The sequence below is a fragment of the Sphingobium scionense genome (genome assembly GCF_014197035.1).
Classification (GTDB): Bacteria; Pseudomonadota; Alphaproteobacteria; order Sphingomonadales; family Sphingomonadaceae; genus Sphingobium; species Sphingobium scionense.
Map to the genome: position 1 here is coordinate 1 of NZ_JACIEU010000005.1, position 14369 is coordinate 14369.

Here is a 14369-nt window from a genome sequence, read left to right on the forward strand (position 1 = left end):
CTCTTCTCCTCGTCGCGGCGCGCGCCGCCAAAGGCCGCGTCGAAGCCGAACTTGTCGAGCGCCTGCTTCAACCCCTCCGTCTTCCACATGTCGGTATGGAGCGCGCCATGGTCGAACGGGTTGATGCCGCGCGCCTGCGCCTCGGGATTATGATGGACCAGCAGCTCCATGCCCGCGTCGCGCGCAGCCTTGTCGCGCAGGTCGTACATCGCCTTGAACTTCCAGGTGGTGTCGACATGGAGCAGCGGGAAGGGCGGGGGCGAGGGATAGAAGGCCTTCTTCGCCAGATGCAGCATCACCGCCGAATCCTTGCCCACCGAATAGAGCATCACAGGCCGCTCCGCCTCCGACACCACCTCCCGCAATATATGTATGCTCTCCGCCTCCAGGCGCTCCAAATGGGTAAGACTGCGTGCCATGATTGTGCTTCCTGAAAATGGGGGTCAGGCGGCCGGGAGCCGCTTTTCGGCGTCGGCGATTTCCGCCTTCAGCCACATGGTTTCGGACAGGTTGGTGCCGCCGCTGCGGGCGAGCAATTGTTCGAGCGCGGCCTTCTTGATGGTCAGCGCTGCCTCATGGTCGGGCGCGACGCCCAGCGCGATATCGAGCAGGTGCAGCGCTTCGAGCGGGCGCCCCGCCGCAGCATGGACATGGGCGCGGGCGGCGAGTGCCCCGGCGCCACCGGCCAGTTCGACAAGGTCGGGATAGACGGCCGGGCGCGGCACGCCATAAAGGGCGGTGGTGCCATCCTCATAATGGAACCAGCCGGCATTTTCCTCCCAGATGGCGCGGACGACCCAGCTGGTCTTGCCATGGAATTCGCCGATGCGGATATCCTCGGGCAGAATGATTTCGCGCATCAGATCCTGGACATGGCGGCCGGCATTCATGCCGGCGATCGTCTCGCGCTCGATATAGGTGACGGCGGCGTGCATCTGGTCGAGATTGGCGCGGATCGTGTCCGCGCCGCGGATCGGATCGCCATGGCCGGTGATGACCAGTTCGGGCTGGAGCGACCGGACATGTTCCAGCGACTGGAGATAGGCGCGCACTAGCCGGGGCCGATCGCCGCGCATCGTCACCAGATTGGGCATGGAGCGCCACACCGGGCCGAACAGATTGCCGGTGAAGATCGTCTTTTCCTCGGGCATCCAGACGAACACCGAGCAGAGCGTTTCGCCGCCCGGCGTCTTCACCACCTCGAACTTGCGGCCGCCCTGTTCGAAGGCATGGACAGTCTCGACCATGCGATCAGGAATGATGCGGGGCGGCTTGGGCGGCGGGCCATCGCGCCGGGTCATCGATGCCCAGAGCTTGCCCGAGCGGATGCCGAGGAACGGGCCGAGCCGGTCGAAATAATCTTCCGTGTCGACGAAGTTGACACCCGTGATGACCTCCGTGCCCGGCTCCTGCTGGTCGGGCAGGGCGCCATAATGGTCGGGATGGGCCTGGGTGACGATGATGCGTTTCAGCGCGCCGGTGCGGTGCGGGGCGAACAGCCCCTTGTTGCGCGCGCCATTGCCCAGGAAGCCGGTATTGACCAGCAGGTCGCCATCGGCCGTCGTCACCAGATAGGCGTTGGAAATATCCTTCACCATGAAGATGGTATCGGTGATCGCTTCCGCGTCGGTCTGGCCTTGTCCGGCCATGACCAAAGCGCCCAACGGTGTCTGCGGCTTCTCTGCGGTGGATGGCGTGCTCATGCGACGGCTCCCTCAAACTCGATCATGACCTTGGCGGATTGCGGACGGGCGGCGATGTCCAGGCCCTCCAGCACCCGCGCAAAGGGCAGTTTGTGGCTGATAAGCGCCGCGATCTTGTCCTTCAGGCGCGGCATGGCGGCGATCACATCAGGCATTTCGGTCGGATAGCCGACCGCCGTGGTGATCGTCATTTCCGTCGTCAGCATCGGGCCTGCGGGCAGCTCGATCGGCTTCATATAGGCAGCAGTGATGACATGGCGGGCATGGGTCTTGGCCATGGCGATCACGTCGGACAGGATGGAGGGCGCGCCGGCGGCGTCGATATAGGCGTCGGTCTGCGACTTTTCGCGGCCGAACACGGTGGTGGTGCCGTGGATCGCCTTGATCCGGGCGATCACATCCTCCTTGGCCGGGTTGATGGTGTGGGCGCCGAGCGCACGGGCGCGCTCCAGCCGTTCCTCGGCCAGATCGAGCGCGATCACATCCTGGCAACCCCGGTCGATCGCCCAGAGCACCATGCCAAGGCCGATCGGGCCGCAGCCGAAGATCACCACCTTGTCGCCGGCCTTGGCCTGCGCCCGGTTGACGCCGTGCATCGCCACCGACAGCGGCTCGCACATGGCGGCGACGTCATAGGGGATGCCGTCAGGGATCGGCAGCAGGCTGTCGCCCAGCCGCGCGTCGCGGACCAGCAATTCCTCGGTAAAGGCGCCTTCCGGTCCGCCGCTGCCGATGAAGCTGGGGGTCATCATCGGGTTGATGATGACGCTCTGGCCGACGCTGACGCCCGCCACTTCATCGCCGACGATCATGATCTCGCCCGCGCCTTCATGGCCGAGCGCGGTCAGCTTGCCGGGGCCGGGAATGCCGCCATTCTTGATATAGCTGAGGTCGCTGCCGCAAATGCCGCAGGCCTTCATCTTCACGACGACGTCTTTCGGACCCGGCTCGGGCCGCTGATAGGCGTCGAGCCGGACATCGTTCACATCATGGATGTTGAGCAGGTGCATCGGATCGCTCCTTCGATCAACTCAGAAGGCGTAGGGCGGGTAGACCAGGCTGCCGCCGTCGATGACGATCGTGTCGCCGCTATGGTAACGCGAGGCGTCGGACGCGAGATAGGCGCCGATGCCCTCGAAATCCTCGATCGCGCCGGGGCGGTGAATCGGCGTCTTGGCCGAGAAATGGGCGTCGACGGCGGCCATGCGGGCCTGCATCTCCGGACTCATCTCGCCATCCCCGCCGATGCCGGTCTTGATATAGCCCGGCGCGATGCTGTTGGCGCGGATCTCGTACTTGCCCAGTTCCGCCGCCATGCCGCGCACGGCCGCACCCATGCCGCCCTTCGACGCGGCATAATTGTTGATCCCGGCAATGCCGTGGAACATCGACAGGCTGCCGCAATAGACCAGGCTGCCGCCCGGCTCGCCAGCTTCGGCGCGGGCGACCATCGCCTTGGCGCCTTCGCGCAGGGTGAAGAAGGCGCCGTGCAGGTTGACCGCCAGCAGGTCATGCCATTCGGCCGAATCCAGCGTCAGCACCGAGCGCGAACGCGAGGCGCGGCCCGAATTGGCGAAGACGCAGTCGATGCGGCCGAAATCGGCGAGCAATTTGGCATAGCCGTCGACGATCGCTTCTTCCGACGCGACATCGACCTGATAGGTTTCGACCCGGCCGGCGCCTGCTTCGCGCAGGGCGGCGGCGGCGGCTTCGTTCTTGTCCGCGTTGCGCGCCCAGATCGCGATGTCGCCGCCCATCTTGGCGACGCCCATCGCGAAGCCCAGGCCAATGCCGCCATTGCCGCCGGTGACCAGCGTGACCTTGCTTGTGCAGTCGAAAAGACCCTGTGCCATTCATCTCTCTCCATAGGGTACCGCATCGTTGGCGGCTTGCCTGATGGCTCAAGGATGGGGGCGACTCCGGCGCCGATGCAATTGACCAGAGTATCGAGAATGGGACATAGTGCTGCGATAGGGCCAAACATGGCCAGGGAGCGGGGGAGCGATGCCGGAATCCTATGCCAGGTCGGTTTTCGAGGCCGAGATTGCGGTGCCACAGGCGCAGGCGCGCATCATGCGGCTCGACCTGGCCGGGCCGACCGACCGCATTTTCCGGCGCGAGCGCCATTATTGGCTCGACATGTGCCTGACCCCCCGGCCCGAGCGAGTGCGCGGCTGCTATGCCGACCATTGGGGGCCGCATCGCTATGAGCGACTGGGCGAGATTTTCCTGGTGCCGCCGGGGCAGGCGTTGCGGTTGCGGACCGAAGGAGAGGGTCGCCAGTCTTCGGTCGTGTGCGAGATCAAGGCGGAGGGGATCGACCGCTGGCTCGACGGGCCGATCGAATGGACCGACAGTCGCCTCGCCGCCTGTCTCGACATCGCCCATCCGCATATGCGTGCCTGCCTGTTCCGCCTGGCGGAGGAGGTGAACCGGCCGGGGGCGGGCAGCATCGTGCTGGCCGAGTTGATCGCCGGGCAACTGGCGATCGAGGTGGCGCGCTATTGCCAGGCGATCGCCGAGGGACCGGCGACCGGGGGCCTTGCCACCTGGCGGTTGCGGCGGATCGACGAGCGGCTGCAACTGGGCGGGGCTGCGCCCTCGCTGGAGGAATTGGCGGCACTGTGCAACCTGTCGGTGCGGCAACTGACGCGCGGCTTTCGCGCCAGCCGGGGCTGTTCGATCGGCGACTATATCGTCCAGTGCCGGATCGATGTCGCCAAACGCTATCTGGGGTCGAGCGAGAGCATCAAGGAAATCGCCTTCGCGCTCGGATTCGCCTCGCCCTCCAGCTTCGCCTTCGCCTTTCGCCGCGCCACCGGGGCGACGCCGCGCCAGTTTCGCCAGCATCTGACATCGCGCCCGCGATAGGGGCGGACGCCATTCTTCTGATATGGCCCGATATCGATAGTGCGGCCGGGCCGCTTCATCGGGTGGCATTGGCGCCTGTCGCCCTGCCGCCCATGATGGCGGCAAAAGACCATCAGGAGAGATATGCCATGGGCGCAGCTTTGGTTGCCGACGCGCTGATCGACCGCGCGATCAAGGCCACCGGCCTCGATCGCTTCGATTCCGACAGTTATCGCGAAGGGCTGGACATATTGCTCGCCGACGCGAACCAGGCCGGCCTGTCCGACGGCGGCCATGCGCGGATGGAGGCCAATGTCGTCGACCTCCTGTCCAATCGCCTCAGGACCACTGACTATCTGGCGCAGCGGCCCGAACTGCTGGAGCGGCCGGTCGAGCGGCCGGTCTTCGTCTTCGGCATTCCGCGCACCGGCACGACGCTGCTGAGCAATCTGCTGGCCTGCGATCCGGCCCGGCGATCGCCCCTGACCTGGGAGATTGACGAGCCGGTGCCGCCGGCGACCAGCGCGACGCTCAAGAGCGATCCGCGCGCCATCGCCCGGCTGGAACAGGAAAAGGCGATGCTCGCCGCCCGGCCGGACATGGGCAAATATTATCGCAATTCGGCCGTCTATCCCAATGAATGCATCTTCTTCATGGCGCATGATTTCAAGGCGCTGGCGCTGGAATCGCGGGGCAAACTGCCCAACTATCGCGACTGGCTCTTCTCCACCGACATGACGTCGGCTTACGAGTATCACAAACGCTTCCTGCAATTGCTGCAGGCCGATGCGCCGGGCGTGTGGAACCTCAAAATGCCGAGCCACAGCCTGTGGATCGAGACGATCCGCAAAATCTATCCCGATGCGCGCTTCATCTGGACCCATCGCGATCCCTATACCGCCATGGGCAGTTTCTGTTCGATCATCAGCCTGGGACAGATGGCCTTTACCGGCCGAGTCGACGGCGAGTGGCTGGCGGAGAATTGCACCTATCAGGCGAAGCTGCATGCCGACCGCATCATGGATGCGCGCGAGCGGCTGGGCGAGGACAGCATGGTCGACGTCCATTATGCCGACCTCACCATCGATCCGATCGGCACGATGCGGCGGCTCTATGCGGCGCTGGGCGACGATTTCACGCCGGAGGCAGAGGTCGCGATGCAGGCCTGGCTGGACGATAATCCGCAGGGAAAATTTGGCAGTCATGACTATAAGCTCGCCCAATATGGCCTGTCGGTCGAACAATTGACGCCGCATTTCGAGCGCTATCTGGCGCGCCATGACGTCGCGCGGGAGGGTTGAGCCATGCTGACCGGCCATCATTTCCAGAACGCCTATGTCACCCGCAATGTCGACAAGGCCGTCGCCCAGTTCCGCGATCAGGCGGACGTCCGCTCCCTGTCGGAGATCGAGGTGCCGGTGCAGCTCTGGACGCCGCACGGCGAGGGGCAGGGGGTGCAGAAGCTTGCCTTCGTCTGGGTCGACGACATGCAGTTCGAACTGATCCAGCCGATATCGGGCGATGTGCTGGCGCTTTATCGCGACGCGCTGCCCGACGACGATCGGCTGGTCTTCCATCACATCTGCAACCGGGTCGACGACTGGGCCGCCTTCATGGCGCGGGTCGAGCAGCAGTCTTATCCGGTGGTGCTGAAGGGCGGGACGCCGGGCATGCTGGAATTCGTCTATCTCGATACAAGGCCCTGGCTGGGCCATTATGTCGAATATGTGTGGATGGGGTCGGACCGCTGGAAAGGCATGGGCGGCCTCTAGAGCGCGCTGCGCGCTCCAGGTCTTTGTTGTCGCATCGCTGTTGCGCAAAACCGGTTCCTACTTTTGCGCGCGATGCTTTGAAAGGGAGAGCGAATATGATCAGCATGGCCCGTTTCGGCACCCGCGACCTCGACGGCGCGAAAACATTCTATGATGGCATTGCCGAACTGCTGGGCGCGGTGCGCGCCTATGACCGGCCCGATCTGGTCGCCTACAAGACGGCCGAGGGCGGCATGCTGCTGATCGGCATTCCGTTCGCGGGGGATGCGACGCCGGGCAATGGCAATCAGGTCGGCATCCAGGCGGATAGCCGGGCGCAGGTCGATGCGGTCCATGCGCGCGCGCTCGAACTGGGCGGCAAGTGCGAGGGCAAGCCGGGGATCCGCGGCGATGACCCCAACGGCTTCTACGGCGCCTATTTCCGTGACCTCGACGGCAACAAGATGACGATCTTCCGCTTCGGACCGCCCGAGGTCTGATCCGCGCCGGACGACTTGGTCAAAAGGCCCGGCCCCATCAAGAGGCCGGGCCTTTTTGCGTCAGAGCAGGCTGCCGCCATCCACCGGATAGACCTGGCCGGTGATGAAGCCGGCCTGGTCCGACGCCAGATAGACGGCGAGTGAGGCAACCTCCTCGGCATAGGCGACGGGGCGGCCCAGCACCGTCTGGCGCGACCTTTTTTCCATGTCTTTCGGGCTGGTGCTGGCAAAGGCTCTGCCAAAGAAGTTGCTGTCGGGGTGAAATCGGCTGCCCTTGCTGAAGGCGGCGGGGTCGCGCGAGACCGTGCCATAGGGGGCGACGCAATTGACACGCACGCCGTGCTGGCCGACCTCCTTGGCCAGCACCTTGGTAAAGCCATGGACTGCCGCCTTGGCGGCCGAATAGACCGGCAACATATAGTCGCCGACGAGTCCCGCCGTCGACCCGATATTGACGATCGCGCCTGTCTTGCGTGCGATCATGTCGGGCAGCACCGCATGGGTCATGCGCAGCATCGTGCCCAGGTTGAGGTCGATGTCACCGGCCCAGCTCGCCGGATCGGAGTCGGCAAAGAAGCCTGCGCCGACATTGCCACCGACATTGTTGATGAGGATGGCGACATCGCCCAGTTCCGATGCCGCCGCCATGATGAGCGCCGGTGCGGCGGGGTCGCCAAGATCTGCCGCCACGAAGCGCGCCTTTTCCGTACCGGCGGCGATGGCTTGGTCCACCAGCCGGGCGCCCGCATCCACATCGCGTCCGACTGCGACCAGCGCTGCGCCTTCGGCCGCCAGCCCCAGGCTGATGGCCCGGCCGATATTGGCGGTCGCCCCGGTGACGATCGCGACTCTTCCCGTCAGTTGCATGTCCATTGCGTTCGCCCCCCTCATCGGCCATCGGCTGGCCATCATGCAGGGGAAAAGGGGGGAGGCAAATCGCCCCGGGGATCAGTGGCGATCAGGTGGAATCGCGATGGCGATATGTCGTCGTTTTCGGGAGGGGCGGGCTTCTCGGGGCGCCGATATCAGGCATAACGAGAATCAACCAAAGCAAAAAAGATCACTGCATCAATGGTGACTCAATAGTCAACATGATGTTTATTTGGGGAGGCTTCTATTATGAATCGCATGTCGGCCTATTATTTGATCGGCGCGAGTGTCGCGGCACTCACCATCGCGACGCCGGCTCTTGCCCAGGCGCCCGAGGAGCAGGCGGCTGCCGCCAACGCCGGGTTCGATCCGCAGATCATCATCGTCGAGGCGCGTCGTCGCGGCGAAGACATTCAGGACGTGCCGGCGGTGGTCAACGCGGTCACCGAACAGGCGATCGGCAACCTCAACATCCGCACCTTCAACGAGGTTCAGGCGCTGGCGCCGGGCCTTGAGCTGACCAACAATGCCAACGGCATCGGCGGCAATGCGCGCCTGCGCGGCGTGAATTTCGACGCCAATGCCAGCGGCAACAGCGGCACGATCCAATTCTATTTCAACGACGCGCCCCTGTCGCCGGGCGCGGTGCTGCAGCAGATGTATGACATCGGCCAGATCGAAGTGCAGCGCGGGCCGCAAGGCACGTTGCGCGGCCGTGCTTCGCCGTCGGGTTCGATCACCATCACCACCCGCAAGCCCGACCTCAATCAGTTCGGTGGCGCCATCGACTGGACCGGCAACAATATCGGCACGCTGAACTTCAAGGGCGCGCTGAACCTGCCGATCATCGAAGGGATTGCCGGCATCCGGGTATCGGGCGTCTGGAACGAGGATGATGCCGATCGCGTCCGCCCGCTCAGCGGCGGACCGAGCCCCTGGTCGCGTACCAAGAGCACCCGGATCGTCGGCACGATCGAGCCGACCGACTGGCTGAAGCTGGAGGGCACCTATCAATATATGGACCGTGATGCGCGGACCTATGACCAGGCGATTTCCTTCAGCGAGGCCAATCCCAATGCCACGCCCAGCCCGGTGCTGATCACGGCGAAGGATCGCCTGTCGATCCAGGAGCAGCCGCGCATCATCAACCAGCGCTTCGACATCTTCAACTGGCGGTCGGAACTGGCCTTTGCCGGCCAGCGGCTGATCTATCAGGGCATGTATACCAAGCAGAAGTTCCATTCGACCGACAATGTCGATGACGGCAATTTCTTCGTCGGCCGCGATGTCAACCAGGTCACCGACACGGTGGCGAAGGAAACCTCGCACGAAATCCGGTTGCAGAATGAAGAACGTGTGTTCGACATGTTCGACTATGTCATCGGCTTCTTCGACGACAAGCTCAACCCGCCGACCCATCTGACCTCGCCGACCATCGTGCGTTTGCCGGCTGCCCTGGGCGGTCGTATCGCCTCTGTCGTTCAGACCGAGATCGACCGCACGGGCAAGGCGCACGAGCAGTCCTTCTTCGGTAACCTGACCGCGCATTTCGGCGAAGCGACCGAACTGGCGGGTGGCCTGCGCCAGATCAAATACAAGTCGAACAATTATCTGGCGGTCAACGGCAACACCATCGCCGCGGACTCGCAGGATGCCGACAAGCTGATCTACAGCGCGTCGCTCAAGCATAATTTCACGCCGGACTTCCTGGTCTATGCCGCCACCGGCAGTTCCTTCCGTCCGGGCATCAACGTGGTGGGCGACTTCAATATCGCGCCGTCGGCGCTGGAGCGTTCCTTCCTCGACCTGCCGCCTGAAACCTCCAAATCCTATGAGCTGGGCTTCAAGAGCACGCTGATGGGCGGGCGGATGCGCTTCAACGTCACCGCCTATCATCAGAAGTACAAGAACTTCCCCTATCGCGTGCCGAACAACGGCGTTTACTATGTGAACACCGTCGCCGTCCGCAATGCGGCCGGCCAGGTGACCGGCACCGCGCAGCAGGTCGGCTCGTTCAACTTCGTGGGCGCCGTCCCGGTCGAGGTGAACGGCGTGGAAAGCGAACTGGGCTTCGACATCACGCGCAGCTGGAACGTCAACCTGACCGGCAGCTATTCGCTCGGCAAGATCAAGAACGGCACCATTCCGTGCAATGATCTGAACGGTGACGGCATCCCCGATCCGGTCGGCAATGCGCCGAGCCTGGCGGAACTGCAGGGCGCGGTCGGGGCCGACAATCTGTCGGCTTGCGCCGTGAGCCAGCGCGCGGCCTTCCTGCCGCCGATCACCGCCACGCTGCAGAGTGAATTCCATACTGCCATTTCGGGCAAGACCGACGGCTTCATCCGTGGTCTGCTCAACTATAATGGCAAGTCGAAGGGCGATCCGGGCAATAATTATGACGATGTCAGCGCCTATGCGTTGGTCAACCTCTATGCCGGTCTGCGTGATCCGGATGGCGGCTGGGAAATCTCGCTGTTCGCCAAGAATCTGTTCGACACGACCAAGGTGCTGACGCGGACCACGCCGCTCTTCACCGGCTATCAGCAGATCACCGGCTTCACGGCGACGGGGGCGACCACGGCGGCTGCGACCTATACCAGCACCTATACCGGTGCCACGGTCACCCCGCCGCGCGAGATCGGCATCAACCTTCGCTTCGCCTTCGGTTCGCGCTGATCCATCCGCGCCAAGGGCCAGACGATCGGCCGGGCAGCCCCAGGGGGTTGTCCGGCCGATCGGCGTTTGAGGCCTCCCCACACCTTCGCGGGAGCGATGAGGGTGCGGCCGCCGGGCCGCAGCGATTGACTCTGGCCCCGGAGCGGGCAGGGATGGAGCCGATCAACAGGGCTGATCATTATAGGCTCTGAACGATCAACCTAGGTGAGGCAGCATGACGGACATTCGGAAAAGGCGCGCCCGCGATCCCGTGGCGACCCGCGAGGCCATATTGGAAGCAGCCCGTGCGCTGCTGGCCAAGGATGGCCCGGATGGCGTCAGCCTGTCGGAAGTCGCCCATCTCGCCGGGGTCAATCGCGGTACCGCCTATCAGCATTTCGAGACGCGCGAGAAGCTGATCGAGGCGACCGCAGACTGGGTGTCGGAGCGCATGTTTCGTTCCGTGTTCGGCGATCCCGAGACCATTGGCGAGCGCCGGGTGGAAGAAGTCGACATTGCCGACACGACCGATCGTCTGGCACAATTCGCGATGGACAATCCGGAGCTTTGCCGCATCTGGCTGCTGCAATTGCTGGCCTCGCCCGACCCGATGTCGGATCCTTTCTGGCGCGAATATGAAGGGTCGCTCCAGCGTTTCGCCAACAGCGACATGGCCGAGGATCATGTCGATGCCGAAGTCCTGTCGGTGCTGATGCTGGCCGGCGCCTTTCTCTGGCCGATCTGGGCGCGCAGCCATGCGCGCGAAGAGGGCGAGCGGCGCGCGCTCGGCCGCCGCCTCGCCCAGGAATGCCTGCGTCTGTGCATGTTCGGATCGATGCGTAGCGACAAATTTCCCGACATCGCCGAACGGCTTGGCCGTCCGCTCGCTCCGTTTCCCAAGGCCGCCCAGGGATAGGTTGCCCGATTTCCCTTTCTCTCTTCAAGAAGGACCGACCGCATGTTTTCCGCCATCCTGATCGAAAAGACCGACGACAAGCAGAGCGTCTCGCTCGCCCAGGTCGATGAGGCGCAGCTGCCTGAGGGCGATGTCACCATCGACGTCGATTATTCGACGCTGAACTACAAGGATGGTCTGGCGATCACCGGCGCCTCGCCGGTGGTGCGCAAATTCCCGATGGTGCCGGGCATCGATCTGGTCGGCACCGTCCGCAGTTCCGACCATGGCGACTGGAAGGCCGGCGACAAGGTGGTGCTGAACGGCTGGGGCGTGGGCGAGGGCCATTGGGGCGGCCTCTCCCAGGTTGCCCGGTTGAAGGGCGACTGGCTGGTGCCGCTGCCCGGCGCCTTCACGCCCAAACAGGCGATGGCGATCGGCACCGCCGGCTACACGGCGGCGCTCTGCGTCGAGGCTCTGGTGAAGGCGGGCGTGAGCCCAGACCAGGGCGAAATCCTCGTCACTGGCGCGACCGGCGGCGTCGGCAGCGTTGCCGTCGCTTTGCTCAAGAAGGCGGGCTTCACCGTGATCGGCTCGACCGGCAAGTCGGCCGAAGGCGACTATCTCAAGACGCTGGGCGCCGACGGTGTGATCGACCGCGCCGAATTGTCGGAAAAGGGCAAGCCGCTGCAGAAGGAACGCTGGGCCGGGGTGGTCGACTCGGTCGGCAGCTTCACCCTTGCCAATGCCTGCGCCCAGACCCGCTATGGCGGCGCGGTGGCGGCTTGTGGCCTTGCCCAAGGCGCCGATTTCCCGGCGACCGTTATGCCCTTCATCCTGCGTGGCGTGCGCCTGCTCGGCGTCGACAGCGTGATGGCGCCCAAGCCCGTGCGCCTCGCCGCCTGGGCGCGGCTGGCGCGCGATCTCGACCCGGTGCTGCTGGAGGTGATCGCGCAGGAAATCAGCCTGGGCGATGCGATCGGCGTCGCCGCCGATCTGCTCGCCGGCAAGGTGCGCGGTCGCGTCATCGTCGACGTCAATCGCTAACCGATGGCTGCGCTCTCGATCGTCGCCGGCCCGCCTCTCTCTGAAGAGGAGGGCCTAGGCACGCTGACGCTCGGCGGCTGGCTGCGGGAAGTCACGCAGGCCCATGCCGGGCGGGAGGCGCTGGTCTTCCACGGACCCGATGGCGTGGTCCGCTGGACCCATGACGATCTGTGGGCGCAGGCCAATGCGGTCGCCCGGTCGCTGGTCGCCTGTGGCGTCGGCAAAGGGACGCGCGTCGGCGTGCTGATGACCAACCGGCCGGAATTTCTCTCGGCCGTGTTCGGCGTGGCGCTCGCCGGCGGCGTTGCCGCGACGCTCAGCACCTTCTCGACCCCGGCCGAACTCGACCATCTGGTCCAGTCCTCCGCCTGCTCCGTCCTACTGCTCGAACGCGCGGTGCTGAAGAAGGATTTCGGCGCGATCCTGGCCGATCTGGAGCCGGCGATCGGGGTCGCGGGCGACGGCCGGCTGGTCTCCACCCGCTTCCCCTTCCTGCGCCATCTCGTCACCGTCGACGGGGCGATGGGGCGGATCGAGGGCTGGAGCCACTTCCTGGCGCGCGGTGATGCGGTCGATCAGGCGCTGGTCGATGCGATCGCCGCCACCGTCATGCCGGCCGATCCGGGCGTGCTCTTCTTCTCCTCCGGCTCCACCGCCAAGCCCAAGGGCATCATCAGCGCCCATCGCGGCCCGACGCTCCAGCTCTGGCGCTGGAAGCGTTTTCTTCAGGCCAAGCCCGATGCGCGCGCCTGGTCGGCCAATGGCTTTTTCTGGTCGGGCAATTTTTGCATGGCGATCGGCGGCGCGCTGACCGGCGGCGGCAGCCTGATCCTGCAACAGACGTTCCAGCCGGCTGAGGCGCTGAGCCTGATGGAGGAAGAAAAGGCGACCATGGCCTTCGCCTGGCCACATCAATGGGCGCAGCTCGAAGCTGCACCCAATTGGGGCGATGTCGACCTGTCCTCGCTCTATTATGTGAACCCGGCCAATCCGCTCGGCCGCCATCCGACCGTCAGCACAAACTGGCAGGAGCCGATGGCCGCCTATGGCAATACCGAAACCTTCACCATCAGCTCGATCTTTCCGTCGGGCACGCCCGAGGAGCGGATCGCCGGCAGCCATGGCGCGCCGCTGCCCGGCAACATCTTCAAGATCGTCTACCCGCTGACCGGCGCGGTCGTGCCGCTCGGTGAACGGGGCGAGATCGCGGTCAAGGGGCCGACCTTGATGCTGGGCTATGTCGGCATCCCGCTCGATGATTCGGTCGATGGCGAAGGCTTCTTCCGCACCGGCGACGGCGGCTGGTTCGACACCGAAGGGCGGCTGCACTGGGAAGGGCGGCTCAACGACATCATCAAGACCGGCGGCGCCAATGTCTCGCCGATCGAGATCGACAGCATCATCAAGACCTGTCCGGGCGTCAAGGTGACCCAGACCGTGGGCGTGCCGCATGAGACGCTGGGCGAACTGGTGGTGACCTGCATCGTCCCGCACGAAGGCGCCATACTGGATGAGGACGGCATTCGCGGTTTCGCGAAGGAACAGCTTGCCAGCTTCAAGGTGCCCCGCCGCGTCCTCTTCTTTGCCGAGAGCGATCTGGAACTGACTGGCAGCGCAAAGATCAAGACCGCCGACCTCAAGGCATTGGTGGTCAAGCGGCTGGAGGTCGAGGCGGCGTGACCGACCCGGCCGGGCAGGCCATGGCGATCGCCAATCTCAAGGCGCGCTATTGCGCGGCGGCGGATCTGGCGGCGCAGGCGCCGGACCGGGCAAGGGCGCTGTTCGCCGACATCTTCACCGACGATTTCGTGGGTGATTATGGCCTGACGCCGTTGCTCGGGGCGGCCGCGATCATCGATTTCCTCTGCACCGCTATCGCCGGAAACAGCCAATGGGTGCTGCATATGCTCCATTCGCCCCGGATCGAGATTGACGGGGACGGTGCAACTGGTGACTGGACCGTGCTGGTCAAGTTGAAGCGGCGCGGTGGCGGCGCGGTCGACACTGTGATGGGGCGCTATGCCGATGGCTTCCGCCTGACCCCGGCGGGCTGGCGTATCGCCCGCGTCACCTTCGCGCGGGTGGAATGACCGGG

The 14369-nt window shown here is 64.7% G+C and carries 14 protein-coding genes; 9 read left to right on the forward strand and 5 right to left on the reverse strand.

Translation table 11 applies throughout. The features are described from left to right. From cysD to GGQ90_RS06520, 4 genes are all read right to left on the reverse strand, one after another. Positions 1 to 419 (reverse strand): sulfate adenylyltransferase subunit CysD (gene cysD, locus GGQ90_RS06505; protein WP_188081383.1); only part of this gene is annotated, 419 nt, incomplete at its 3' end. Between the two features lie 24 nt (positions 420 to 443). Next, the gene (locus tag GGQ90_RS06510) at positions 444 to 1703 is read right to left on the reverse strand and encodes an alkyl sulfatase dimerization domain-containing protein (protein WP_188081384.1); all 1260 of its coding nucleotides are present in this window, start codon (positions 1701 to 1703) and stop codon (positions 444 to 446) included. Beyond that, positions 1700 to 2713, reverse strand: a complete 1014-nt coding sequence (locus tag GGQ90_RS06515; protein ID WP_188081385.1) for a zinc-dependent alcohol dehydrogenase — start codon at positions 2711 to 2713, stop codon at positions 1700 to 1702. Before GGQ90_RS06515 ends, GGQ90_RS06510 begins: the two co-directional genes overlap by 4 nt. A 21-nt stretch (positions 2714 to 2734) precedes the next feature. Next, positions 2735 to 3556: an SDR family NAD(P)-dependent oxidoreductase gene (locus GGQ90_RS06520; protein WP_188081386.1), complete on the reverse strand. Its 822-nt coding sequence runs from the start codon at positions 3554 to 3556 to the stop codon at positions 2735 to 2737. A 151-nt stretch (positions 3557 to 3707) separates the two neighbouring features. Here GGQ90_RS06520 and GGQ90_RS06525 point away from each other — a divergent pair, with 151 nt between their 5' ends. The 4 genes from GGQ90_RS06525 (at position 3708) to GGQ90_RS06540 (ending at position 6804) form a co-directional block, all read left to right on the forward strand. Then, positions 3708 to 4574, forward strand: a complete 867-nt coding sequence (locus GGQ90_RS06525; RefSeq protein ID WP_188081387.1) for a helix-turn-helix domain-containing protein — start codon at positions 3708 to 3710, stop codon at positions 4572 to 4574. 128 nt (positions 4575 to 4702) lie between these two features. Further along, the gene (locus tag GGQ90_RS06530; RefSeq protein WP_188081388.1) at positions 4703 to 5854 is read left to right on the forward strand and encodes a sulfotransferase family protein; all 1152 of its coding nucleotides are present in this window, start codon (positions 4703 to 4705) and stop codon (positions 5852 to 5854) included. Positions 5855 to 5857: 3 nt separating this feature from the next. Next, positions 5858 to 6325, forward strand: a complete 468-nt coding sequence (locus GGQ90_RS06535; RefSeq protein WP_188081389.1) for a VOC family protein — start codon at positions 5858 to 5860, stop codon at positions 6323 to 6325. Between the two features lie 95 nt (positions 6326 to 6420). Next, a complete protein-coding gene (locus tag GGQ90_RS06540) occupies positions 6421 to 6804 on the forward strand; it encodes a VOC family protein (RefSeq protein ID WP_188081390.1) in 384 nt (127 codons plus the stop codon). Positions 6805 to 6864: 60 nt separating this feature from the next. Here GGQ90_RS06540 and GGQ90_RS06545 read toward each other — a convergent pair whose 3' ends face one another. Next, positions 6865 to 7677 carry an SDR family NAD(P)-dependent oxidoreductase gene (locus tag GGQ90_RS06545; protein WP_188081391.1) on the reverse strand — a complete coding sequence of 271 codons (813 nt, stop codon included), beginning with the start codon at positions 7675 to 7677 and terminating at the stop codon, positions 6865 to 6867. A 246-nt stretch (positions 7678 to 7923) separates the two neighbouring features. Here GGQ90_RS06545 and GGQ90_RS06550 point away from each other — a divergent pair, with 246 nt between their 5' ends. The 5 genes from GGQ90_RS06550 to GGQ90_RS06570 all read left to right on the forward strand — a co-directional run bounded on the left by GGQ90_RS06550 (position 7924) and on the right by GGQ90_RS06570 (position 14364). Then, positions 7924 to 10353, forward strand: coding sequence for a TonB-dependent receptor (locus GGQ90_RS06550; protein ID WP_188081392.1), 2430 nt, complete (start codon positions 7924 to 7926; stop codon positions 10351 to 10353). 214 nt (positions 10354 to 10567) lie between these two features. Continuing rightward, the gene (locus GGQ90_RS06555) at positions 10568 to 11248 is read left to right on the forward strand and encodes a TetR/AcrR family transcriptional regulator (RefSeq protein ID WP_188081393.1); all 681 of its coding nucleotides are present in this window, start codon (positions 10568 to 10570) and stop codon (positions 11246 to 11248) included. Positions 11249 to 11290: 42 nt separating this feature from the next. Continuing rightward, the gene (acuI, locus tag GGQ90_RS06560; RefSeq protein ID WP_188081394.1) at positions 11291 to 12274 is read left to right on the forward strand and encodes an acrylyl-CoA reductase (NADPH); all 984 of its coding nucleotides are present in this window, start codon (positions 11291 to 11293) and stop codon (positions 12272 to 12274) included. Positions 12275 to 12277: 3 nt separating this feature from the next. Beyond that, positions 12278 to 13954, forward strand: coding sequence for a class I adenylate-forming enzyme family protein (locus tag GGQ90_RS06565; protein WP_188081395.1), 1677 nt, complete (start codon positions 12278 to 12280; stop codon positions 13952 to 13954). After that, on the forward strand, positions 13951 to 14364 hold the full coding sequence (locus tag GGQ90_RS06570) for a nuclear transport factor 2 family protein (RefSeq protein WP_188081396.1): 414 nt from the start codon (positions 13951 to 13953) through the stop codon (positions 14362 to 14364). The genes GGQ90_RS06565 and GGQ90_RS06570 overlap by 4 nt, the downstream gene beginning before the upstream one ends. Positions 14365 to 14369: the final 5 nt, after the last annotated feature.

Bases quoted from the DNA above. Each gene is read 5' to 3' on its own strand.
- GGQ90_RS06510 (WP_188081384.1), bottom strand. From the start codon at position 1,703: ATGAGCACGCCATCCACCGCAGAGAAGCCGCAGACACCGTTGGGCGCT.
- GGQ90_RS06515 (WP_188081385.1), bottom strand. From the start codon at position 2,713: ATGCACCTGCTCAACATCCATGATGTGAACGATGTCCGGCTCGACGCC.
- GGQ90_RS06520 (WP_188081386.1), bottom strand. From the start codon at position 3,556: ATGGCACAGGGTCTTTTCGACTGCACAAGCAAGGTCACGCTGGTCACC.
- GGQ90_RS06525 (WP_188081387.1), top strand. From the start codon at position 3,708: ATGCCGGAATCCTATGCCAGGTCGGTTTTCGAGGCCGAGATTGCGGTG.
- GGQ90_RS06530 (WP_188081388.1), top strand. From the start codon at position 4,703: ATGGGCGCAGCTTTGGTTGCCGACGCGCTGATCGACCGCGCGATCAAG.
- GGQ90_RS06535 (WP_188081389.1), top strand. From the start codon at position 5,858: ATGCTGACCGGCCATCATTTCCAGAACGCCTATGTCACCCGCAATGTC.
- GGQ90_RS06540 (WP_188081390.1), top strand. From the start codon at position 6,421: ATGATCAGCATGGCCCGTTTCGGCACCCGCGACCTCGACGGCGCGAAA.
- GGQ90_RS06545 (WP_188081391.1), bottom strand. From the start codon at position 7,677: ATGGACATGCAACTGACGGGAAGAGTCGCGATCGTCACCGGGGCGACC.
- GGQ90_RS06550 (WP_188081392.1), top strand. From the start codon at position 7,924: ATGAATCGCATGTCGGCCTATTATTTGATCGGCGCGAGTGTCGCGGCA.
- GGQ90_RS06555 (WP_188081393.1), top strand. From the start codon at position 10,568: ATGACGGACATTCGGAAAAGGCGCGCCCGCGATCCCGTGGCGACCCGC.
- acuI (WP_188081394.1), top strand. From the start codon at position 11,291: ATGTTTTCCGCCATCCTGATCGAAAAGACCGACGACAAGCAGAGCGTC.
- GGQ90_RS06565 (WP_188081395.1), top strand. From the start codon at position 12,278: ATGGCTGCGCTCTCGATCGTCGCCGGCCCGCCTCTCTCTGAAGAGGAG.